This is a genomic window from Paenibacillus sp. ATY16, from assembly GCF_003399985.2.
Classification (GTDB): domain Bacteria; phylum Bacillota; class Bacilli; order Paenibacillales; family Paenibacillaceae; genus Pristimantibacillus; species Pristimantibacillus glycanilyticus.
This window is the reverse complement of the sequence record NZ_NMOK02000037.1, coordinates 323,570-346,712: the sequence shown is the minus strand read 5'-3', so window position 1 is coordinate 346,712 and position 23,143 is coordinate 323,570. Positions and strand designations below refer to the sequence as shown.

Here is a 23,143-nt window from a genome sequence, read left to right as displayed (position 1 = left end):
GAAAATATCGGTATATTTCTTTTCTGGACTAAAAATTCATTTAAGGAGGCGTCATTCCATGATTGCGCTGCAAGGTATTACTAAGTCATTTAAGGTTGCTCGGCGGACAGCCGGGGTCCGGCAAGCGGTTAAAGCCCTGTTCGCCCGGGAGCATACGATTGTCGAGGCGCTCCACAATATCTCTTTTGAAATCTCCCCGGGTGAAATCGTAGGTTATATCGGCCCGAACGGTGCCGGTAAATCAACCACCATTAAAGTCATGAGCGGTATTCTCGTACCGGACAATGGAACATGCAAAATTTTAGGCTACACGCCTTGGCAAGACCGCGCGGCGTATGTCCGGAATATCGGCGTTGTCTTCGGTCAGCGAACCCAGCTGTGGTGGGATGTCCCCGTCATCGATTCCTTTGGACTCTTGCGCGATATTTACAAAATTCCCGGCGATGTATACCACGCCAACCTTGCGATGTTGACGGAATCGCTTGCGCTAACGGACATTGTGCATACGCCTGTCCGGCAGCTTAGCCTGGGCCAGCGCATGCGCTGCGAAATTGCCGCTTCCCTTCTTCACGACCCTAAAATTCTATTCCTCGATGAACCGACAATCGGTCTTGATGCCGCCAGCAAAATCGCGGTCCGACAGTTTATCAAACGAATCAATAAGGACCGTGGCGTCACGGTCATCTTGACTACGCATGACATGAACGATATTGAAGCGCTCGCCGACCGGATCCTAATGATTGGCAAAGGTACTCTTCTCTATGATGGAACGCTGAACGATCTGCGCAGCCGATTCGGATCGAAGCGGATTGTTACGGTCGATTACCGCGAGCATTACGAACCGGTACCTATCGACGGGGTTACTTGTCTGTCATGGTCGCCGGAGCGTGCCGTGTACAGCATGGATATCGAAGTCACTCCGGTAGCCAGCGTAATTGCCAGGCTATCCGAGCAAGTTGAGGTCGTTGACCTCGAGGTTGGCACAACGCCAGTCGAGGAGCTTGTGCTCGAGCTCTATAAGGAGCACCGGATATGAATACGTACCTGTCCGTCTGGAAGCTGCGTTTTGTCAGCGGACTGCAATATCGGACTGCCGCAATTGCCGGCATGGCTACCCAGCTGTTTTTCGGCTTTGTTTTTATCATGGTGTATGTCGCTTTCTATGCACACAGCTCGGCTCAGCCCTCTATGTCGCTTGAGCAATTGGCTACTTATATATGGCTGCAGCAAATTTTCCTCGCTTTTGTCATGCTCTGGTTCAGAGACAATGAGATCTTTAACCTGATTACTAGCGGCAATATCGCCTATGAATTATGCAGGCCATGCGGAATCTACTCCTTTTGGTATGCCAAGCTGCTGGCCCAGCGTTTAGCGAGCGCTATCCTGCGTTGCGTCCCTATTCTGCTGGTCGCTTTCCTGCTGCCGAAACCGTATAACTTAACCATGCCTCCTACGGCAACAACCTTTGCCCTGTTTGTGGTGACTCTGCTGCTAGGACTCGCCGTCAATATCGCCATCTCCATGTTTATCTACATTTCCGTCTTTTGGACGATGTCCCCCGTCGGATCCACCCTGGTAATCGCCGTGATCGGAGAATTTCTGGCCGGGATGATTATTCCGGTTCCCTTGATGCCGTCCTGGATGCAGGCCATTACTTATGCGCTCCCCTTTCGCTGGACGGCCGATTTTCCGTTTCGCGTCTATTCCGGGCAAATTCCGCAATCCGAGGCGGTTTGGGGCATTCTCATTCAAGTCGTGTGGCTTGCCGCATTAATCCTGCTTGGCCGATGGTGCTTGAAGCGGGCTCTTCGCCAGGTCGTTGTACAAGGAGGTTAATTCGCATGTATCTGTATCTGAAATATATATCTATCTTGTTCAAATCGCAGGCGCAATATCGTCTCTCCTTCTGGCTGCTGACTGTGGGGCAAGCGCTTACTCCGCTAACCGTGCTGGCCGGATTATACTTTATGTTCGCGCAGTTTGGACAGGTAAAGGGCTGGACTTTCTACGAAGCGGCTTTATGTTACGCGGTTATCGGACTCAGCTATGCCCTTAGCGAGACGTTCGCCCGCGGTTTCGATATGTTCTCAAGCCTGGTTGGCAGCGGCGACTTCGACCGTCTGCTTGTCCGGCCTAGAAGCACCATTCTGCAGGTGCTGGGTTCCAAATTCGAATTCGCCAGGCTTGGCCGGATGCTGCAGAGCTTGATCGTATTGTTCTGGTCGCTGAGCAAACTGCCGATTGAGCTTACTTTTCCGAAGCTTTTTACGCTTATGCTGATGATTGTTTGCGGGGTGCTGATCTTCTCGGGATTATTCGTTGCCACCGCCTCGCTGAGCTTCTGGACGATTCAAGGTATAGAGGTAGCCAACGTCTTTACCGATGGTGGCCGGGAGATGGCGAAATACCCGCTGTCGATCTACGAGAAATGGGTAACGAATTTCTTCACCTATGTCATTCCGTTAGGCTGCGTCAATTATTTGCCGCTCCTCTACGTGCTTGGCCGAACCGACGGACATCAGCTCCAGTATATGCTGTCTCCGCTCGCAGGCGTAGTCTTCATCCTCCCTTGCCTGTTGCTATGGCATATTGGCGTCAGGCATTATCGCTCGACGGGATCGTAACTAGCGGACCGCCCTCTCGTCTTCCTCCTATATAATGAAACAGCCTCGGCGCAACATTTGGCGGAGGTTGTTTGGCATAAGGAACAAATCAGTGACGGAGTGTAGGGAGCAAACGATTTGGGTATAGTATCAAGAAACACAAAACTTTTCCAGTGGCAGGTGCTGCAACTCCAATGTCATCCCATAACGAACGCACCGTTTCGCAAAGAAATGCCGCTAAAGCGGTTAGTCCTTCCCTCTCGGAAAATGAACAAACGCTCCGTTCCATATTCGAGAACTGTTCCGATGTAGTCTTTCGGCGCATGACTATGCAAGGCAACATCTTCCTTCTGCTTGTGTACGTCGACGGCATGATCGATAAAGATCTCGTTCAAAACACGATCCTTAAGCCATTGCTGTATGAGGGAATTCCCCAAGGTCTCGGGACGCTTGGCAGCCTGGCGCAAATGCTGGATATGGAGCTTATTGCGGCTTTGCAGACCCAGAGGATTACCAAATTCGAAGAGGCCGCCGACTTTATTTTAAAAGGAAATGTTGCGTTCCTCGCAGACGGCGATCCCTTCGTTCTTCTTGCGGATGTCTCCCAATACGAGACGCGTTCCATTGAAGAGCCTTCCACCGAAGCGGCTCTGCGCGGCACCCGCGAAAGCTTCACCGAGCTGCTTCGAACGAATACAACGCTGCTTAGACGGATTATCGTGACGCCCGATCTGAAGATGGAATCTTTTCAAATCGGCAAATTGACGAAAACCGAAGTTGTTCTTGCGTATATCGATGGTCTTTCCACCCCTGCTCTCGTTAATGAAGTAAGGACCAGAATCGGCGCAATCGACATTCAGAGCGTCCTGGAATCAGGCTATATCGAAGAATATATCGAAGACACGAGTTATTCTCCGTTTCCTCAAATGCAAAGCACGGAGCGGGCCGATGTTGTGTCCGCGGGTCTGCTGGAAGGAAGAGTTGCCGTCTTCGTTAACGGATCTCCGATCGTGCTTGTCGTTCCGATGACGTTCTGGGACGGTCTTCAGGCGCCGGATGATTATTACGAACGATTCCTGTATGTAACGATGAACCGGTGGATCCGCTATTTGTTCGCTCTTTTTTCGATTCTCTTCCCGTCCATTTATATCGCGCTGACTACTTATCATCCCGAGATGATGCCTCCGAAGCTTATGCTGAGCATAACGGGGCTTAGGGAACAATCTCCTTTTCCAACGGTGATCGAGGTGTTTCTAATGGAATTCATGTTCGAAGGATTGAGGGAAGCCGGGATTCGCCTGCCGCAGCAAATCGGTCCGCTCGTCAGCATCGTTGGAGCTTTGGTTATCGGTCAAGCAGCCGTGCAAGCGGGAATCATTTCGGCTCCTATTGTTATTGTCGTATCGGCAGCCGGTATCTCGTCCTTTGTTATTCCGCGATACCGGTTTGGTTATCCGCTTCGAATGCTGAGATTCCCGCTGCTCGTTCTGTCCGGATTATTTGGTCTCTTTGGCGTTGCGCTTGGATTGATCATGATCCTGTCCCACCTGATTCAATTAAGCCCGCTTGGAACGCCGTATCTTGAACCGATGGCGCCGACCAGTAAAAGCAAGCTGAAGAATGTTTTTTTGAGAAGGCCCAGAAAGCGCATGAATTAAGGCGGGATCCATGAATGAAAAAATACTTGATAACCATATGCTTATTGATTCTGTCAGCGGCAACGGCCGGCTGCTGGAATCTTAAAGAGCCTGACCAGCTGGCGATTGTTATCGGCGGAGGGCTGGATATAAATGCGGAAGGAAGGCTGGATGTCAGCTCCCAGATTGCCGTTCCGGCTGGTTTGGGAGGTCCGGATACCGGACCCAGCAAGAAAAAAAGCTTCGTGGTAGTCAGCGCTACCGGCAAGGACTTTATGGATGCGGGGCAGAATCTGCAGACGCAGCTATCCCGCACCTTGTTCTACGCGCATCGCCAGACGCTGCTGATTGGCCAGCGTATGGCCGAGCAAGGAATGGACAAATATTTGGATATGGTCGTGCGAAATCCGAAATCGGAGATGAGATCCGTCATTTTTGTCGTAAAAGATGGAACGGCGAAGGAAATCCTTGCCACGGAGCCTGTCTTTGATCCGTTGATCAGCACGGCATTGGGAAGCGTTCAGTTGGCGCTCGGGATGAAACCTTATTACTATAGGGAATTTCTGTGCGACTCGCGGACAAAAGGCGGAGCCGTATTGTTGCCGGCCATTAGTTACAATGCGAGTACAAAAAGGTTCATCTACGCAGGAGCAGCGATTCTGAATAAGGAAAATTCGCATAGGCTGGGCGGATTTCTGAAGCCGGACGAATCGTATTATGCGAATTGGATTAAGGGAAGGCAAAGCGCCCTTACCGTTTCAACCTCGGGAACTCAAAGCAATGGCAGTATCAGCTTAAAGGCGCAAGCTCTCAAGAGCCGGATCGGAGTGGTCAAAGACTCGAAAGGCATGCGCATACATATTCAATTAAGCGGAAAAGGAAACCTTGTGGAAAACAATACCATGCGGGATCCTTCCCAAGGCAAGGAGCTCCGAAAAATCGAAGATAGCTTAAGCCGTGAAGCTGAACAGGCCGTAAACAAGCTGGTCCGTAAAGCTCAGGGGCAATATAAAGCAGATATTTTCGGAATCGGCAAGCATGTGCATCGCAAGTTCCCTGGTGAATGGAAATCGTTGCAGAATAACTGGAACGAGACGTTCAGCAGGCTTCCAATCACGGTAGAGGTACAGCTTCGGTACGAGGATCCGGGACAAACGAATTCTTCGATATGATGTTCAGCAGGCATGCGGGAAAGGACGAAGGAAATGAAAATTACGGGGTGGCAATTATTCTGGATTGTGGCAACCGCGGAAGTGGTGATGGCTGTCTGGCTTCGCATATCGCCTGCCGTGAAGATAGCCGAACAAGATGCTTGGCTGTCCATGCTCCTTGCATGCCTGCTAGGCGGAGCGATCACCGTTCTGGTTGTCAAAGTCGGCATGCTGCATCCCGGCCAAAGTCTGGCCCAATTCAGCCGGGAGCTCTTTGGGCCATGGCTGGGTAAAATCGTCACCCTTCCCTATTTTACGGCCTGGTTTATTTTATCCGGAGATGTTCTTCGTTCTTTTGCGGATTTCCTTCATCTGGTCCTCTTGGACAAAACGCCGGTATGGGTGCTAATGGCCATGATTCTGATTGCCGCCATTTACTTGACGGGTACAAGCGGAATTAAGGGGATCGGTCGTTTTTGCGAAATCGCGGGACCTCTAACGATTCTTACCCTCTTGGTGAGTTTTCTTTTGAATGCAACAAACGCGAAATGGATTAATTTGCTGCCGGTGGTTGGCGATGCAAGCCTGACGGAAATCGTAAGCGCCTCCTTCGCGCCAACTTCGTTTCTGGCTGAATCTTTTATGGTGCTTGTTCTGTTGTCGTTTGTATCCAATCCCAAGCATATTGTTAGGAAGTCCTTGGCAAGCGTTTGGTTAACCGGGGGCATGCTTATCCTGTCCACGCTGATGGTTCTTATGGTGTTTGGTCCAACGGTTGCCCAGGAGCTTCGATTCCCTTATTTCATGCTGGTTCGGTCGATCAACATTTTGAATTTCATTCAGAATGTTGATATTCTTGTCATCTTTATTTGGATATTCGGAGTGTTTGCGAAAATGTCGCTTTACTTGTTCATTACCAGCTATGAATTGGCTCAGTCCTTCCGGATCAAGTCCTGGAAACGCCTAATCTGGTTCACCGCTCCTCTCATTTATATCATTGCGCTGGCCATCCCTAATGAAGCAGCCATAATGACGCTCCAGAAATTGTGGGAAACGATCGTTATTCCGGTATGCGCGATAGGTATACCGATAGGTCTGTGGATTATGACTTCCGCTAAAAGAAAATTAGTCAACACCGAATAAACAGAGTGAAGTTTAAAAAGAGCGTTCTATCCGCCAAATCGCGGAGAGAACGCTCTTGCTTCGCCTATACCTCTTATTTTTTGAAAGTCGAGGCGTCGTATGCTTTCTGCAAAATTTCCAGGTAACGGTCAAGCTTCAAGTCTTTCAGGCCTTTCAAGTAGCTGTCCCAGTCCTTGTCAAGGCTCTTATGGCCGGTGATGAATTGCAATTCGTTCTCGTCAATGTAAGTTTTGATGTTGGTTTGAAGCATGGTTGCTTCGTCTACTTCGGCAGGATCAAGCCAAATCGCCCACAGCGGGAACAATTCTTTCGGCTCATGTCCTTGGTAGAGCAGCGTTGCTTGATACAGACGACGTTCGTAGTTCGCGGAATCATAGATGTCCGAGCCTTGCACCCAGCTGTCGCGGTATTCTTTCGGCATATAGAAGTGCGCCATGCCGCTCCAGCCAGCGTTGCGCGGTGCTTCGCCTTCCGTCGTTGGAATTGGCGCTACCATCGGCTTGACGTTCTCTCCAAGCGCAAGATCGCCTTCCTTCGGGTCTGTCCAGTCAATGCCTTTCATGCCGGATGCGCCGTTCGTTTGACCTTCTGGCGTAAACATGTAGTCTACCAGTTTGATGAGTGCGATTTGTTTTTCTTCGCTTGCTTTGCTCGTGATCGCGAACTTGGCTCCGGGAGATACGCCGCCGCCGTCATGCGTTACCAGCGATACGCCGTTAGGACCGGTAAGCGGAGGAACCGGATTGTAGTCCTTCGAATTTTTGTTGCCATGGTCAATGTTCAGGAAGATCGCAGGGTGCATGCCGGCGCCGGCGCCAAGAATTTGAGCATCGCCGTTTTCGCCGATTTTTTTGAACGCTTCGGCATTTTGCGTAAACGCGCCCGGATCAATCAAGCCTTCGTCATACAACGATTTAATGTACGCCAAGCCTTGCTTCCATTCGTCCGTAACAGCGGCAGAGCCAACTTTGCCGTCTTGCAGCATCAGATGGTTGCGGTCGTCGTCGTAGACGAAAGCATTCATCAGGTAAGGAACGACATGAACGCCGAACTCTTCGGTCGAACCGCTCAGAGGTACTTCGTCTTTTTTGCCGTTGCCGTTAGGATCCTGGTTTTTAAACGCTTCGAGCACTTTTTTGAAATCTTCGGTTGTTTTCGGCATTTCCAGGTTCAGCTTTTCCAGCCACCCCGTATTCAGCCACAATTTGTTCGGATACGAACAGTGGAAGCATTGCGAGTAAGCGGGAAGGCCGTAAATGTTGCCGTCCGGCGCTACGCTGAACGCTTTAAAGTCCGCGTTGGTTTCAAGGGCTTGCTTGATGTTTGGCGCGTATTTATCGATCAAGTCGTTCAGCGGGATAAGTACGCCTTGCTTGCCGTATTTGATCAGGTCCGCTTGCGAGAACTGATCGATGTAGGCTGTCAGCATGTAGGCATCCGGGAAATCGCCGCTCGCCAGCGAAATTTGGCGTTTTTCCTTGGCGCCGTCCGAAGGGATGGCTTCAAAATTGAACTTGATGTTGAATTTCTCTTCCACGAATTTCGTGAATTTGTTCGTTGCCAGGTCGATGTTAGGCTCTTGTACCGCAAACAGCTTAATATCTACCGGTGCGGCTGGTTTTTCGGTTTCGGTGTTTGTTGAAGCGCTGTTAGCAGGTTTGTTGCTGGCTGGCGCATTGCTGCCTGCATTGTTTTTCGAGCAGGCCGATACGACCAAGCTGACCATTAAGACTGTCACGAGCAGAATGACCATTCTCTGTTTTAACACGTGCAATCGCTCCCTTTTAATGAATTCCGTTAAGTTTTGCTAGCTGTATCGAAGATGTCCTTCATGCTGCGCTTTGAACGGCATTCCCCCTTTCCATGTCCACGGAATTAGCCCTTGACGGAACCAACAAGCATCCCTTGCACGAAATACCGCTGCACGAACGGGTAGATAATGAGCACGGGAAGCGTTGCCACCACAATCAGAGAGTATTTGAGAAGCTCCGCCAGCTGCTGGCGCTCAACCTGCTTCAAGGCGTCCATATTGGCGCTGCCGCTGTTATTCTGGATAATGATGCTGCGCAAAATAAGCTGCAGCGGATACTTGGTGTCCGATTTCAAATAAATCAAGGCATCGAAGTAGGCGTTCCACTGCCCTACCGCATACATGATGATAAGTACGGCGATAATCGGCTTGGAAAGCGACAACACGACGCTGCGCATGAAGCGCAGATCGCTGCAGCCGTCGATTTCGCTTGCCTCAACAAGCTCGGACGGAATCGATTGCTGGAAGAACGACCTGGCGATAATAACCTGCCACACCCAGACCGCATTCGGGATAATGAGCGCCCATCTTGTATCGATGAGGCCCAGGCTCTTCACAACCATGTAGGTTGGAATCAAGCCGCCGCTGAACAGCATCGTAAACGTGATAATCATCATAATGGCGTTTCTTCCGAAGAAGGTTGACCGCGACAGCGGATACGCCAGCATAATGGTCAACGTGACGCTTACGAGCGTGCCCGATACCGTATACAGCAGCGAGTTGCCGTAACCCGTCAACACCTGAGAGTTTTTGAATAGCGCTTCGTATCCCTTCAGCGAGACGTCCACCGGCCACAACCAGACCTTGCCTGCCGAAACGGCGGACGGACTGCTGAACGAGCTGCTCAAAATATAGATCAGCGGATAGAGTACGGCGACAAGCACAAGCGCAAGAATGATATAAATGGTGATGAGAAATACTTTATCGCCCGATGATTCTCTGATTTTATTCCTTACCTTCGCTACATTAGCCATGCAAACACCTCTTCATTACCAGATGCTGGATTTCAAAAAACGTCGTGCCAGTGCGTTAACCGTAAATAGGAGAACAAGATTGATAACCGAGTTGAACAGGCCGACAGCCGTTGCGAAGCTGTAATTCGCGTTCAGCAAGCCGATCTTGTACACGTAAGTAGCGATAATCTCCGAGTTGGCGATATTCAGCTTGTTCTGGAGCAAGTACACTTTCTCGAAGCCAATCGCCATAACGTTCCCGACGTTCAGAATGAGAATGATGGAGATCGTTGGCAGAATACCGGGCAGATCAACGTTCCAAATCTTCTGGTAACGCGAAGCTCCATCCACTCTTGCGGCTTCGTACAGGGTTGGGTCGATACCCGATAATGCGGCCAAATAAATGACGGCAGAATAGCCGGCCGTCTGCCAAATGTCGGACCAGACATAGATCGACGAGAACATGCCGGGGTTACCGAGAAAATTGACCGATTCCATCCCCAGATGATTCATAAGCACATTTACGAAACCAAGCCTTGGCGCCAGGAACAGCATGATAATCGACACCATGACAACCGTGGAGATAAAGTACGGCGCGAATGTCACGAGCTGCACGAACCGTTTGAATTTCTGGGCTCGCACTTCGTTCAGCATCAATGCGAGCAGAATCGGAATCGGAAATCCGGCAAGCAGCAGATAGAAGCTGAGCATCAGCGTGTTTTTCACAAGCGAGCCGAATATCGGATTCTCGAAGAACAACCTGAAGTTGTGGAATCCGACCCAAGGGCTTCCCCATATGCCTTTCGTGACGTAATAGTCTTTGAAGGCCAGCACCGCGTTCAGCATCGGGTAGTATTTGAAAATGATAAAGAACAACAGCGGCGGTGCTACGATAAGATACAATTGCCAGTGTCTAGCGAAGCTCTTTCTTGCGCTGAGACGTTTGCCGGCGGCTTCCAAACGAATCCCCCCTATTAAATTGAGTAAACCGCGTCTTGATGGATGACAGCGCTTTCTACAGGTTTGATCATAGGGGATTTCAAGGGTGCCGGAATAGGTACAATTGCGTCATTCAGCGTACAAATCTCCCGAAAATCGAGGGACAATTCCGCGTGGTACGGCCATTTAGGCCTTGCGGCACCGTACAATTACAGCAAAAAGGCCGGCCGCGTGCGCCGCGGCCGGCCTAAAGCTTTATTTTGTATTTTTTTCCTGCAGCCACGTATCGTACGCTTGCTGCATGATCTCGATATAGCGGTCGGATCCGAGTGATTCCAATCGGGTTACATAGGAAGTCCAATCCTTATCCAGATCCATCTGGCCGGTAATGAACTCCATGGCGCTCTCATCGATCTCGTTTTTAAGATTGGACTGCAAGAGACTTGCTTCATCCGCGCTGCCCGGATCAAGCCATACGGACCACATCGGAAAGTATTCCTCCGGTTCATGCCCTTCGTATAATTTCGTCGCTTGAAACAGCCTTCTCTCATAACCGCCGGGGGCGTAAATATCCATGTCCTGCACCCAGCTGTTCCGGTAGGATTTCGGCATATAGAAATGCCCCATCCCGCTCCATCTCGTATTATGCGGAGGATCCCCTTCTTTGGGCGCAATGCTGGCGAACGCTGCCGGGATATCCGGATCGAGCGCCTGCTCCCCTTGCATGGGCTTCCTCCAGTCCACGCCTTCCTTGCCAATCTCCGCATTTGCCTGACCTTCCGGCGTGAAGAGATAATCGGCCATGCGGATGAGCGCGATTCGCGCCTCGAGACTAGCTTTGTCCGTAATAACGAATTTGGCGCCCGGCATGATGCCGGACGGATAATATACCGCATAAGAGGCATGCGGTCCACTTATAGGCGGAACCGGCACGTAATCGCTCCCTCTCTTATTGCCAGGCCCGGTATTTACGAATATCGCCGGATGCATGGCCGTACCCGCCCCCAAAATCTGAGCTTCGGCATTCTCGCCAAGCTTGTAGAACGCGTCGGCATTTTGCGTAAAAGCGCCCAAGTCGATAAGCCCTTGATCATACAAGGACTTGACGTACCTCAATCCTTCCTGCCATTCGGGCTTGACTGCCGCCAGACTGACTTTTCCGGTCGCCACGTTCAAATAGGTCCGGTCGTCATCGTACACGAATCCGTTCATTAAATAAGGAAGCACGCGTACGCCAAACTCCTCGGTAGAACCGCTGAGCGGTATTTCATCCGGCAAGCCGTTGCCGTTCGGATCGCCATCCTTGAATGCCAGAAGCACCTCGCGCAGTTGCTCCGTCGTTGCCGGCATATCCAGTCCAAGCTTTTTGAGCCACTTGTCGTTTATCCAAAGCTTGTACGGATACGAGCAATGGAAGCAATCGCTATAAGCGCCAAGACCGTAAATATTGCCGTCCGGGGCCGTATTAAGCGCCCGCAGCCCGGGCTCTTGTTCAAAAGCCGTCTTAATATGAGGCGCATACTGTTCAATAAGATCGTTTAACGGATAAAAGATTCCTTGCTTGCCGTAGCGGATTACGTCCGCTTGCGAGAACTGGTCAATGTAGCTGGTCAGAATATAAGCGTCGGGATAATGACCGTTAGCCAGCGAAATTTGCCGTTTCTCCTTGGCTCCTTCGTACGGAATCGTCTGCCAATCAAAGGTTACGTTAAACTTCTGTTCCAATAATCTCGAGAAATCATTGGTCTTCAGGTTCTGGCCGGCGTCTTGCTGAGCAAAAACGCTGATCCGAAGCGGTTTATTCGCTTCGGCACCTTGTTGCTCCGCCGTATTGCAAGAGGAGAGCGCCAGAAAGACCGAGCAAACGCAGAGAACGGTGCAGGCCACACGAATAAGCTTGTTCAAAGCATTTCCTCCCTTCACCCTTCCACCGTTTGCCTGTAAGAGCTTGGCGAAACGCCGGTTACCCGTTTGAATGCGCGACGGAAAGAATGGGAACTGTTGTAGCCGACACGGGAAGATATTTCGTCAACCGTGTACCGGTTTTCGCGCAGCAGCGCAATTGCGTTCTCCATCCGTACCTGTTCCAAATAATCGGACAGATTGGAGCCCGTCACTTCCTTGAATAGCTGGGATATATATTTTTCGGGCCTCTCGACGGCTTCAGCCACTCGGTACAAGGTCAGGTCGGAATCCGAGAAATGACCGGAAACATAAGTTTTAATCGCTTCAATAATCCTTGTATGTCCGTCATTCTTGCGGCTGACGACGATTGAGCACATCACGCCCGTAATCTCCTCGATTTCAGCCTGGAAGGATCTTTTGTCAGTGGCATGCAGCGCAATGATCCTGTCTTTAAGCTGTTCGAACATACCGGATTCCATAAAGGACTTCTGATCGAGCAGCTTCAGCAAAGTCCCCTTCAATTCGCCTGCAAGCTGCTGCCACATCTCCACGGACAGCTCGCGCTGCTCGGTGTTAAGCGACATGACCGTACGGACGATGCGACTTGTTTCCTCCGTCTCTCCTGCCCGGATCGTACCGATCAGACGCAGCTCCATCTCAAGCGGATAGTAATAAGTAGCGCTCTCGAGCCTAGTTTCCTCAAACCAGACGATTCCTTTGCGGTCGGCATGAAGCGCTTGATCCATTGTCTGCTTCGCTTGCTCATAGGAGACACTGACTTCCGTCTCCGAAGCGAACGCTTCGCCAAGCGCGGCAATAAACGTAATCCGGTATTCGGCGAACGCATGTTTGGACAGCTGATCGAGCAGACTGGCAATCTCATCCCTTCCTATCGTATTGCCGGTTTCCGCTTCCTTCGACGCGAATACGATAACAATCCTGTCGGAGCCCCAATCGGTGGTCAACGTAAAACCGGCGATGTCGAGGAGCGCCTGCTTCAGCAGCAACCTGGCGGCATGAAGCTCATTCAGCACCTCCACGCTGTCCATGCCCGTATAGCCTTGCACCTGTAAAATGCACACGAATCCGGAATGCCCGTAAATGCCCGTATTCGCTTGCGAGGCAGCCGCGAATATTTCTTCGCGCGTCTGCAGTTCTCCGGAAAGGAGCCTTTTCAGGAACGCATCTCGAATGAGCGGAAGCTGTCTTCGCAGTTCGGATTCCAGCTGATTGCTGCTGCGAATCATCTCCGCTATGTTCCCGTGCAGGAAGTCGTATTCGTTCCTCTCCGTTGTGTCGTCTTTTCCGAACTGTTCCTTAACGACAGACACCAGCTTATGGATTGGCATGCTGTTGCGGTATGCCAGCATCAAACCAACGAACAGACCTACGGCGATGGCAATGCCGGTAATCGTCCAAGTGATGAATTTGATCTGGTTCGCATACTCAAGCAAAGCGTGTCTCGGAATACCCGAGCGGTATATCCAGCCGTTCGTATTGGAATGAATCGTGATGACTAGATCGTCCTTGTAGAACTGGCTGGTTTTGTCTGCATCAAAGCTCGCATCCTTGGCTAAGGCCTGCATGTCGGGTACGCCGTTACCGAGCGAAGCGATGGTTCTGCCGCTGGCATCGCTGATTTGCGTCCAGCCGCCGTATTTGTCCGTGATGCCCGTGAGTAGATTGGTAATCGTCTTCTCGTCGATCGTAACAACCACTACGGCAGGAGACGAACCGCTGAAGCTGTCCAGCGGCAAAGACTGCATATAGGTGACAACTGATGTAATTGTTCCCCTATTATTGTATTGGCGCAGCGGCATAATTTCGCTTCGGTGCGTCTGGCCGAGAATAGACTGTCGCCATTCTGCCAATGACTGGTCTTCATAGCGGAAGCTTTCGTAGAAATGTTCCGGTCTTACGTATGCGGAGCCTGGCGTCAGAATGACGTTGTAATTCCCCAGATAAATATAAAATTGCTGCAGAAAATCATTGGTCTGTCCAAACGTCAGCACGCTGCGCAAGATCCGCCAAATGCCGTATACATTCGTCTGCTCTCCGGAGCTCTTCTCGTTCATCAGTACATTTATATCCGGGTTGATCGCAAGCTGTCTCGTAAATCCTTCAACCTCCGCCATTCTTCGCTCCAGCAGCTCTTTGCTCTTCTGCAGCTGCATGACGCTGTTCTCAATGGACAGCTTCTCCGTGACCGAAATGGAAGTGTGATAGGATAGGAAGCCGGCGATGCTCGGAATAATCAGAATAACGATGTACGATACGAGGAATCTCCTAAAAACGCTGTTAAACTTTTTCATTCGCCACCCCCTCCCTGATATGCTGGCAGCGCTTACACGCTCTTTCTCTATTATCCTATAAAAATCGTTTCCCCGCACTTCATTTTCCCGGGCATAAGCAGACCTTTCGTTTATCGTAACATTGAAGAATCTATTCGTATTTGCATATGCGTCCTTTGATTTGACGATTAATCCGGTGGATAAAGAAGAACCGCAAGCAGCATAGCGCTGCTTGCGGTTCTTTGTAGGATTCCGTTATTGAATTGGGGCAAGGTTAGCCCCGTCGATTACGGTATAAGAAGAGCTGCCCGGCGTCTTCCAGCCTACCGCGACATGATCGTCTCCTCCTTCCTCCTTATGCAGGACTTCTACATAGTAGCGCTGGCCGGCCGTTAACGTAATCTGTCCGGATTGCTGGCCCGTGTTTTGAGTGAAGTTCAGCGGATATACCCAATCGACAACTTCCCCGATTTGCGCTTTGTTGGCAGGATTCGCATCCGTACTGAGATACAATACGCTGTTATTATCTCCCGCGATTGAGAATTGATAGATACCCGTTACCGAAGGGACAAAATAGCCGCGGATCCGCGTGCCGTAATTATCGCCCCAGTTGGACGGCGCCTGGAAGCTTGTTAACGAGCTGGTTCCGGTAGGAGCCGTACCGGTCGGGATGCTGGCAATCGTACTGCCCGTAATATTCGTCCAGTATTCGCGTGTGATGGAGCCCGTAGGCGTCTGGCTGCCGGACGCGTTTGTCGTAACGTTCAGCGCAGCGCTTGCTACCGACACGTTGCCGGCGGCGTCTTTCGCTTTCACCGTAAAACTGTAGGTCGAGCTTGGAGACAAGCCCGTTACATTAAGCGACGTGGCTCCCGTTGTTGTGCCCGCAAGCGTTGCTCCGTTGTAGACTTCGTATCCGGTTACGCCCACGTTGTCCGTCGAAGCCGACCAGGACAGGCTTACGCTTGTGGACGTCTTCGATGGCGAAGTAAGCCCTGTTGGCGCCGTTGGAGCTTGCGTATCGCCAGCCGGAGCATTAGTCGTTACGCTTAGCGGGGTGCTTGCGGCAGATACGTTGCCGGCGGCATCCTTCGCCTTCACCGTGAATGAATAGGTTGTGCTTGGAGAAAGTGAGGTTACATTAAAGGAAGTCACGCCTGTGGTCGATCCGGCCAGCGTACTTCCGTTATAAATGTCGTAGCCCGTAACACCCACGTTGTCCGTCGATGCCGACCAAGTCAGATTAACGCTTGACGATGTCTTCGAAGGAGCAGACAATCCGGTTGGAGCCGTAGGCGCCTGCGTATCGCTTCCGCCACCGCCGGCAGCCATGTTTACGTCGCAGGTTTTATATTGTCCGGGAGCCGGATCGCCAAATATGTTGTTGGCGCACATGACGCCGTTTGTAAACGTGCCGTAATTGTATAGACCAGCTGCGCCGTAGCGGACTTCCTTCGTTCCCGTGAAGCTGCACATATTGTTCTCCCCCGCGCATGCTACCCATACGGGTGTCGGAATCGAGCTGGTCGTCACGCTGATTGCGCTGCTTAACCCGGAAGTATTGCCGGATGCATCCTTCGCTTTGACGGCAAAGCTGTAAGCCGTGTTGGAGGTCAAGCCGTTAGCCGTAAAGGAAGTCGTGGTTGAGCCAACCGTCGAGCCCGCCAGCACGCCGTCTTTGTAAACGTCGTAGCCGGCAATACCGATATTGTCCGTAGAGGCCGTCCAAGTCAGCGTAACGATTGTATCGGTCTTCGACGGAGACGCCAAATTGGTTGGCGTAGTAGGAGGCGTTGTATCCGGCGGTCCCGCGATAACGGTAACCGTCTGCTCCTTTACGCTGGCGCGTCCGCCATTATCCCAAACGCCAAGAATAACTTGATAAGTACCGGGCTTCTGATAAGTATAGGTTGGGCTGACTGTCGTAACCGGCAGTCCTTCGCCGAGATCCCACAAATTCTCGACGATGGTACCGTTATCGGTCGATGTATTCGTGAACGTCACGGATTGACCGAGCTGCACGGTAAGCGGAGCGGTGAAGTTCGCTACCGGCTTCGGATCGCTGAAGCCCCTGCTTGTAAGCTGCGTGTTATTGCCGTTACCGCTGACCGTATTGTTGCTCCACTCCAGGTCCGCTGCCGAGGAAGGATATTGGTCGATGGATGGCCCGGCGTTGTTTGTAATGATGTTATTAATGAAGCTTAGGCGATCTGTACCGCCCGCGGTAGTAATTTCGATTGCTTTTCGTCCGTTATTCGTAATCGTATTGCTGTCGAACGTCACGTTTTTCGTATTGCCGTGAATGCGGACCGCGTTGCCGTCGTAACCGGGATAAGCTGCTTTCGGATTGCCGGCGGCTCCGTCTCTAAACGTATTTTTGTAAAAATATTGGTATTGCTCCGTTTGTCCAGTGCCTTCGCCTTGCAGCTGCATGCCCCACATCACCATATTCTGTACCGTGTTGTAGTTCCAGAGCTGATAGCCGGTACCCGGCGATTGTTGAATGCCGACCTGTTGGCCGCCGTCAACCATATTGCCGGAAGTGACGCCGTGGTCAACCATCACCTCTAGTCCCATATTCCCCACGGTTGTGCTGGAGCCGACATAATTGTTGCGAACCGCGATATAAGCCGACCGAACCGTGCTGATCCAATGATCGACCGTATTGTTCTCAACCAGGGAATAATCTACGTTGGTATGGAGCTCGATGCCTAGACCTTCCATTTTCTTGCCTGTGCCGGCGACCGTATTCCCCCGAACAATTGCGTAAGGGCTGTCATCGTTTATAAAGATGCCGCCGCGTCCGGTTTCCGCAACATAGTTATTCTCGACAAGCGCATGATCCGAACCCCAGCCTACGCGTACGCCGCCGCCCCAGTCCGAATTGACCCCGATATTGGTTACCACGCTGTCCGCGATGGTCAGATTATCCGTATTGACACCGTATAGGGCAAACGGGCCGAACCCGGAAGACATGCCGAAATCCTTGACCTTCAAATTGAGCATTTTATTGCCGCTGCCGTTTTCCGATACAACGGCGGATTGCGGGACCGCGCTGCTGCCCGCGTCAAGCGTCATGGACGACACTTCGGCGCCCGACAAGTTGTAGAGGGAGAAAAACGTATTAGCGGAGGTCGAATTGTATTTAATAATCGTGTTGTCCCTGCTTTGTCCCGTAATTTTGACGCCGGATTTTCCGCTAACCGCGGTTCCCAGATAATACGTGCCATCGGGAATAAAGACCGTATCGCCGCTGGCTGCCGCGTTAACGGCCGCTTGAATAGCGGAGCTGTCGTCACCCGTGTCCGTGCCGTTCGCGCCGTACGAAGCGACATTCAAGGTTGCGGCGTAAGCAGGCATCGCGGGTATGACGGGAAGCAGCAAGGCTGTCGCGCATAAAAGGCTTGCGATTTTTTTGTTGGTCCTGGAAGTCCGCATCGACTTGGCTAATCTCATAATTTCACTCTCTCTTTCGTTACTGGAATAATGGCATACAGATGCTCCCGGCTTCTTCTCCCCTGTTATGATTGCTAAGAAGTTCCTCTCTCTGCTGCTAACCGCTCTGAATCAGTCTTCACCTCCCTTATCCACTCCTTCATCGTGCCTGATCATGAATCAGATGGAAACTGTTCAATTCTCGAATAGCAGCACATTAAAGCTGTATTTCGCGTTAAATACTGTATTAATCGTTTTGTATGGGACTGTACAAAACAAAAAAGCCCGCAGATTCTCCGCGGGCCACGCTAACGTTATTTTTTGCGATCTTAAAGCTCTCGAATCCGTTTTTCGTTTAGATTCTCATTTTTCCAGAGCGTCTTGAATGTGTTGGTTCAGCGCTGCTATATCGATTGAAGACGTTGGCTGATCCGATAACTTGAAGCTTTGCTTAAGCTTGACGATGCGATACACGCTGGCATCCAGAACAGACGGAGTGATTTCTCCGTTCTTCGCAGCTGCAGTCAGTGCATCGATAACGGTTTGCTGCTGAATGGGGTCATGCCCGACAAGAATGATATCCGCGCCGGCTTGCACGGCTTGTACGGAGGCTGGCCCGATTGGTTTAACTTTTCCTACGGCTCCCATTGTCATATCGTCCGTAATAACGACTCCGCCGAACTTAAGCTCCCCTCTCAAATAATCCTGGATAACTTTTTTTGACATAGAGGCTGGTGTGTTCGGATCAAGCTTGGTCATTAAGATATGCGCGACCATTACCATTGGCGCTCCTTCCTTAATTGCCGAGCTGAACGGTACAAACTCAATGGAGCGGAGCCGTTCCAGATCATGATCCACAACAGGCAGACCGAGATGCGAATCAACGGAAGTGTCGCCATGTCCGGGAAAATGCTTGACCACCGGAATTACCCCTTCCGATTGGATGCCAAGCATCTCCTGCACGCCCATGCTGCTGACCAATTCTGCCGTGGTTCCGAAAGCGCGGTTGCCGATGACCGGATTTTTGGGATTTGTGTTAATATCCAGTACGGGTGCGAAATCGGTATTCAAGCCAATCGCTTTCACCGCTTCGCCTAATGCCGTGCCCACCCGATAGGCATATTGGGGATCGTTAGTCTTGCCGATCGTTCTGCTTGCCGGAAATGCCTTGATTTGCTTAGGCAACCGGGAGACCCGGCCTCCCTCCTGGTCCGTGCTCAAGAGAAGCGGAAGCTTTGCTCCGTTATCTTTATTCATCTGCTTTAGATCGTTAACCAGCTTAATTGTCTGAGATGCCGACGCGATATTATTACTGTATAGAATAACTCCGCCAACACGGCTATCCTTGACTAGCTTGCTTATTTCGGGCTGTATTTCCGTGCCGTCCATCCCTACCAATATCATTTGCCCGATTTTTTCGGACAAGCTCATGGATGCTACAAGCTCGGCTATCGGATCGACAGGCTTTGGCGTCTCGCTGATTACAGGCTGCTGTTGCTCTGCCGTCCCGCAGCCGGTTAGAACGAGGAGCGTAAAAATTGTCGCGTAAAGCGTAAACATTCGAAAATATCGCATAGAATCCTCCTTTGGGCTTCTTAAGCAGTCGTCTTGATGAACTTTAAATATGTACGCAAAACCGTTCGGAAACCGATTAGAAAGAGAAGCTAAGCTGTTTAGCTACAACTTAGCTTCTTCCGATTATATCATGGCCGCTTGCCTGGCACGAATCTGTTACCTGGCTTTTGGTATCATGTAAAATACTCGATCTTGGCTTCCGGAAAATGCTCGTTGATCCGTTTATAAAGAAATTCCTTGAGCGCGTTAGCTTGCTCATCGGGGTAAACGTATTTCCCCTGTCCCCAGCGGCCCCATTTGTATTTCCGCTTCTCTTCGTCCATTTCCAGCTTGGATTTGGGATAGCGCTGCTGAATGATATTTTTGGCTGTTTTCGTATAGCGATGCTGAATTAGCTCGAATGTCAGATCGGTGCATGCTTCCGGAGGAAGCGCTTGTTTTAATTGACTAATAAGTTCGGCGTAACCGTCTTCCCATCCTTCATGCCAAATGATCGGCGCAATAATAAATCCAAGCGGATAGCCCGCATGGGCAACCTTGCCAGCTGCGGTAATTCGCTCGTAGAACTTCGACGTGCCCGGTTCGAAATGCTTGATGACGTAGTCGGCGTTTACGCTAAAGCGAAACCGGGTATGCTTGTTATGCTTCGCATCCAGGAGCGGCTCGACATGATGGTATTTCGTGACAAAACGCAGCCGTCCAAGAGGCTGCTGCCCCATAAATTCGATGTATTCCTTCAGTGAGCCGGAAATATGCTCAAGGCCAACGGGATCGGAGGTGCATGCTGCCTCGAAGCGGGTAATCTCCGGAGCACGCTCCTCGATATATTGTTTAGCCTGGTTAAGAATATCGTCTGTGTTTACGTAGACGCGAATATACGGTTTGGCTCCAAGCGTTGTCTGCAGGTAGCAGTAATGGCAATGCCCCATGCATCCCGTAGCAATCGGAATGGCATACTCGGCCGATGGCTTGGATTGGTCGAATTTTAACGTCTTCCGAATGCCTACGACGAGAGTACGTTTCGCAATCCTGTACTTCTCCAGATCGCTCTCCCCCGGCAAGTTCGTTATCCGGTTATGCGAGGTCGTCATTTGAATCGGAAGCCCTTGTTCTTTGGCCCATTCATATATTCGTTGGCCTTTCGCATAGTTCAGCGCATCAGGCTCAAAATAAACAAGCTCCGGAACGAATACCTTCGTATCGCGTGCCGGCGGAGTCAATAACCCGGTTGAATTGGACAAATCAGCTCACCCCACTGTACGATTCATTTCGCGATCAACTTTAGGGTGGACGAAATCGTCAATTTCATACGAATAAGCGCGTATCCGGTAACCGTAGTGCATAGATCTCAGGCTATACGCGCAAGATACAGCTTGGAACCTGACTAATGATTACTCAGAACCGGGGGATTGCCATGGCGGAAAAAAATATTCTCGCTTATTTCAAAAGTCCCGAGCAAGCAGAAAAAGCACTCGAGCAAATAAAAGCGCTAAAGCTTGTAGACAGCTCCATTAACCGGTTTGACGGTTATCCCGGTGACGGATCGGACCGGATTCGCAACCCGATAACAGGCGATTTCCCCGGACTTGGTTACTTGACTTTGGGAGGGGATTTCCCTGATCGGGATGCCGCCATCCTTGCCGCAGCCAACGTTAGCGCAAGCGGCATGAGTTCTGGAGAACAGTCTTATGAAACAGCCGGACGCGACATTCTTCTCACTGTCGTTATCGATGAAGACGATTATGAACAAGCGGTAGCCATCGCGGAGAAGGCTGGCGCCCTTGTATAACGTACAAGAAAGGGATATTCCCGGTTGAGGAATATCCCTTTTTCCCGTTCAAATATGCAATACTTCTTGATTCAACGGTGACAGCGCATGCGACTCCTCGATGTGAATAAACGCGTTGTATCTGTGAGGCAGAACAGATGGAACGTAATTCCCCCGCTCTCGCCGAGGATTATAGATAACACCTATCGCGCGGTGTCCAACCGGCTCCGAAAGAGATAGATCTTGCTCATCGAACAGCAGGATTTTGTCAAAAGCGCCCGCTCGATGCATCAGGTCTTCCCAGCTGTCCTTACGGGCTTCCGGCACGCTCATTGTTATCATCTCTCCGCCCCACTCATCCGAAGCAATAACTGTTCCCCTATGCGTGCCGAAACCGATGGCATAAACACGGTCCTCCCCGTATTTCTCCCGAACCAGCTGGCCGACGTTCACCATACCGTCTTCGAGCATATCCGTTGCGCGGGCGTCGCCGATATGAGTATTATGCTCCCACACAATAGCCTTGGCCCCTTGGCCGTGAAAGGCTTTGATTCTGTCCAGCGCTTCAACCATGTGCTGATCCCGAACATTCCAGGATTCGGGTCCTCCACGCACCATCGACTGATAGTAACGCTCGGCGTTGACGGCTACGAGTGCGTTCAGCTCATCGCTGAGGAGCGCTTCGTCCCGGTTGTCGCTCAGCTGTCTTTGGCTTTGAAGGTCTTTCAATAACTGCACAACTTCTTCTTCGCAGCTTTCGGATAAAAATGCAGCGGAAACCCCGTAGTTTTGCGGTTCGCGGTTATAAGGATCAAAGCAGGCAAACGCCTTGCGCGCCGTCTCAAGTTCCGGCGAGCCCGTTTGCTCCAAATGCTTCAAAATTTCGTCCATGGACTCCCACAAGCTGTATACGTCAATGCCGTAAAAGCCAATCCTCGACTTCGAAGATAGAGAACGATTGTAATCATGAAGCCATTCCGTTAATTGCAAAATTTCTTCATTAGCCCACATCCAGGTCGGCCAACGGTTATAGTCGCGGAGCGCCTCTCTCGGATTTGGAGCAGCGCCGTTGTACTGTTTTACATATCGATTGAGGGTATAACAGGAGGGCCAGTCCCCTTCCACCGCAATAAATGAGAAACCTTTCTCGGCAATAAGTCTCTTGGACAACTCCGCTCTCCAAGTATAAAACTCGGACGTCCCGTGAGAGGCTTCGCCCAATAATACAAAATCCGCATCTCCAATGGCTTGGATTAATGGGTCAAGATCCGCTGCGCTTCTTAGCGGGATTGAGGATTCTTTCATTTTATCCACTACACTTTCGCTGTTCGCCATGTTCGTTTATTCTCCTAACCTTAGAAATCGCAATAAGGTGCTACCTCATAGCGTTACCCGAAATACAGTCATTATGTATCCCGGACATAGGGTGCCAAACAAGCCAATCTATGAATCTTGGCTATCTTTAAAATCAATAAAAAGCTGCAGATCGTTAATCTGCAGCTTTTGGCTAACGGTTTATTTTATGTTGATCAGGCAACGACCGTTATCGTTCCGTGGTACATGTACATTCCGCAATCAAATGGATACGACCCGGGCGATAAATGATCCAGCGTCGTGTAATTCTCCCCTTTTTTCAAATAAAGATCGAATCCGAGCTCATCCGAATCCACGCTTGTTATGCAGGTAAAAGAGGTATTCTTGACAAAGTTCAGCTTTACGGGAACTCCGGCCTTCACTTCAATTTTTGAAGGGTAAAAACCGTCCTTCTTGACTTGGATCGTAACCACCTGATAACCTTCCTGCATAGAAACGGCGGGTGCCTCCGCATTTGTCTTCGTGTTTGATGAGTAGAAGAAGACGAAAAATAAAGCACATATCAAAATTATCGCTAAAACGAGCCACATGGTCGGGGATTTTAATATGCTGTTTTTCA

The 23,143-nt window shown here is 50.7% G+C and carries 17 protein-coding genes; 7 read left to right on the top strand and 10 right to left on the bottom strand.

Going from position 1 to position 23,143, the window contains the following annotated elements; translation table 11 throughout:
• Positions 1–58 precede the first annotated feature (58 nt).
• From CFI03_RS21880 to CFI03_RS21855, 6 genes are all read left to right on the top strand, one after another.
• Positions 59–1,036, top strand: coding sequence for an ABC transporter ATP-binding protein (locus CFI03_RS21880; protein WP_248759621.1), 978 nt, complete (start codon positions 59–61; stop codon positions 1,034–1,036).
• Positions 1,033–1,836, top strand: coding sequence for an ABC transporter permease (locus CFI03_RS21875; protein WP_248759619.1), 804 nt, complete (start codon positions 1,033–1,035; stop codon positions 1,834–1,836). The genes CFI03_RS21880 and CFI03_RS21875 overlap by 4 nt, the downstream gene beginning before the upstream one ends.
• 5 nt (positions 1,837–1,841) lie before the next feature.
• Positions 1,842–2,624, top strand: coding sequence for an ABC transporter permease (locus tag CFI03_RS21870; protein WP_201005621.1), 783 nt, complete (start codon positions 1,842–1,844; stop codon positions 2,622–2,624).
• A gap of 173 nt (positions 2,625–2,797) precedes the next feature.
• Positions 2,798–4,261, top strand: a complete 1,464-nt coding sequence (locus tag CFI03_RS21865) for a spore germination protein (RefSeq protein WP_248759617.1) — start codon at positions 2,798–2,800, stop codon at positions 4,259–4,261.
• Between the two features lie 14 nt (positions 4,262–4,275).
• Positions 4,276–5,412, top strand: coding sequence for a Ger(x)C family spore germination protein (locus CFI03_RS21860; protein WP_248759615.1), 1,137 nt, complete (start codon positions 4,276–4,278; stop codon positions 5,410–5,412).
• 33 nt (positions 5,413–5,445) lie between these two features.
• Complete coding sequence (locus CFI03_RS21855) at positions 5,446–6,534, top strand: GerAB/ArcD/ProY family transporter (protein ID WP_248759614.1); 1,089 nt, start codon at positions 5,446–5,448, stop codon at positions 6,532–6,534.
• 73 nt (positions 6,535–6,607) lie between these two features.
• Here the strand turns inward: CFI03_RS21855 and CFI03_RS21850 are convergent, their stop codons facing one another.
• The 8 genes from CFI03_RS21850 to splB all read right to left on the bottom strand — a co-directional run bounded on the left by CFI03_RS21850 (position 6,608) and on the right by splB (position 20,683).
• A complete protein-coding gene (locus tag CFI03_RS21850; protein ID WP_248760110.1) occupies positions 6,608–8,287 on the bottom strand; it encodes an extracellular solute-binding protein in 1,680 nt (559 codons plus the stop codon).
• Positions 8,288–8,409: 122 nt separating this feature from the next.
• Positions 8,410–9,318, bottom strand: coding sequence for a carbohydrate ABC transporter permease (locus CFI03_RS21845; RefSeq protein ID WP_127496290.1), 909 nt, complete (start codon positions 9,316–9,318; stop codon positions 8,410–8,412).
• 15 nt (positions 9,319–9,333) lie between these two features.
• Positions 9,334–10,257, bottom strand: a complete 924-nt coding sequence (locus CFI03_RS21840) for an ABC transporter permease (RefSeq protein ID WP_127496289.1) — start codon at positions 10,255–10,257, stop codon at positions 9,334–9,336.
• Positions 10,258–10,491: 234 nt separating this feature from the next.
• On the bottom strand, positions 10,492–12,141 hold the full coding sequence (locus CFI03_RS21835) for a type 2 periplasmic-binding domain-containing protein (protein WP_248759612.1): 1,650 nt from the start codon (positions 12,139–12,141) through the stop codon (positions 10,492–10,494).
• A gap of 14 nt (positions 12,142–12,155) precedes the next feature.
• Positions 12,156–14,453, bottom strand: a complete 2,298-nt coding sequence (locus tag CFI03_RS21830; protein WP_248759610.1) for a helix-turn-helix domain-containing protein — start codon at positions 14,451–14,453, stop codon at positions 12,156–12,158.
• A gap of 234 nt (positions 14,454–14,687) precedes the next feature.
• The gene (locus CFI03_RS21825; protein WP_248759608.1) at positions 14,688–17,888 is read right to left on the bottom strand and encodes a fibronectin type III domain-containing protein; all 3,201 of its coding nucleotides are present in this window, start codon (positions 17,886–17,888) and stop codon (positions 14,688–14,690) included.
• 342 nt (positions 17,889–18,230) lie between these two features.
• Complete coding sequence (gene nagZ, locus CFI03_RS21820) at positions 18,231–19,442, bottom strand: beta-N-acetylhexosaminidase (RefSeq protein ID WP_248759598.1); 1,212 nt, start codon at positions 19,440–19,442, stop codon at positions 18,231–18,233.
• A gap of 173 nt (positions 19,443–19,615) precedes the next feature.
• On the bottom strand, positions 19,616–20,683 hold the full coding sequence (gene splB / locus CFI03_RS21815) for a spore photoproduct lyase (protein ID WP_248759590.1): 1,068 nt from the start codon (positions 20,681–20,683) through the stop codon (positions 19,616–19,618).
• Between the two features lie 173 nt (positions 20,684–20,856).
• On the opposite strand from splB, the gene CFI03_RS21810 reads away from it, so the two are divergent.
• Positions 20,857–21,231, top strand: coding sequence for a hypothetical protein (locus CFI03_RS21810; protein WP_248759588.1), 375 nt, complete (start codon positions 20,857–20,859; stop codon positions 21,229–21,231).
• Positions 21,232–21,279: 48 nt separating this feature from the next.
• Here the strand turns inward: CFI03_RS21810 and CFI03_RS21805 are convergent, their stop codons facing one another.
• The gene (locus tag CFI03_RS21805; RefSeq protein ID WP_248759580.1) at positions 21,280–22,545 is read right to left on the bottom strand and encodes an erythromycin esterase family protein; all 1,266 of its coding nucleotides are present in this window, start codon (positions 22,543–22,545) and stop codon (positions 21,280–21,282) included.
• Positions 22,546–22,739: 194 nt separating this feature from the next.
• Complete coding sequence (locus CFI03_RS21800) at positions 22,740–23,114, bottom strand: cupredoxin domain-containing protein (RefSeq protein WP_248760108.1); 375 nt, start codon at positions 23,112–23,114, stop codon at positions 22,740–22,742.
• Positions 23,115–23,143: the final 29 nt, after the last annotated feature.

Coding starts and splice junctions, on each gene's coding strand:
- CFI03_RS21880 (WP_248759621.1), top strand. CDS start 59: ATGATTGCGCTGCAAGGTATTACTAAGTCATTTAAGGTTGCTCGGCGG.
- CFI03_RS21875 (WP_248759619.1), top strand. CDS start 1,033: ATGAATACGTACCTGTCCGTCTGGAAGCTGCGTTTTGTCAGCGGACTG.
- CFI03_RS21870 (WP_201005621.1), top strand. CDS start 1,842: ATGTATCTGTATCTGAAATATATATCTATCTTGTTCAAATCGCAGGCG.
- CFI03_RS21865 (WP_248759617.1), top strand. CDS start 2,798: ATGTCATCCCATAACGAACGCACCGTTTCGCAAAGAAATGCCGCTAAA.
- CFI03_RS21860 (WP_248759615.1), top strand. CDS start 4,276: ATGAAAAAATACTTGATAACCATATGCTTATTGATTCTGTCAGCGGCA.
- CFI03_RS21855 (WP_248759614.1), top strand. CDS start 5,446: ATGAAAATTACGGGGTGGCAATTATTCTGGATTGTGGCAACCGCGGAA.
- CFI03_RS21850 (WP_248760110.1), bottom strand. CDS start 8,287: ATGGTCATTCTGCTCGTGACAGTCTTAATGGTCAGCTTGGTCGTATCG.
- CFI03_RS21845 (WP_127496290.1), bottom strand. CDS start 9,318: ATGGCTAATGTAGCGAAGGTAAGGAATAAAATCAGAGAATCATCGGGC.
- CFI03_RS21830 (WP_248759610.1), bottom strand. CDS start 14,453: ATGAAAAAGTTTAACAGCGTTTTTAGGAGATTCCTCGTATCGTACATC.
- CFI03_RS21825 (WP_248759608.1), bottom strand. CDS start 17,888: ATGAGATTAGCCAAGTCGATGCGGACTTCCAGGACCAACAAAAAAATC.
- nagZ (WP_248759598.1), bottom strand. CDS start 19,442: ATGCGATATTTTCGAATGTTTACGCTTTACGCGACAATTTTTACGCTC.
- CFI03_RS21810 (WP_248759588.1), top strand. CDS start 20,857: ATGGCGGAAAAAAATATTCTCGCTTATTTCAAAAGTCCCGAGCAAGCA.
- CFI03_RS21805 (WP_248759580.1), bottom strand. CDS start 22,545: ATGGCGAACAGCGAAAGTGTAGTGGATAAAATGAAAGAATCCTCAATC.
- CFI03_RS21800 (WP_248760108.1), bottom strand. CDS start 23,114: ATGTGGCTCGTTTTAGCGATAATTTTGATATGTGCTTTATTTTTCGTC.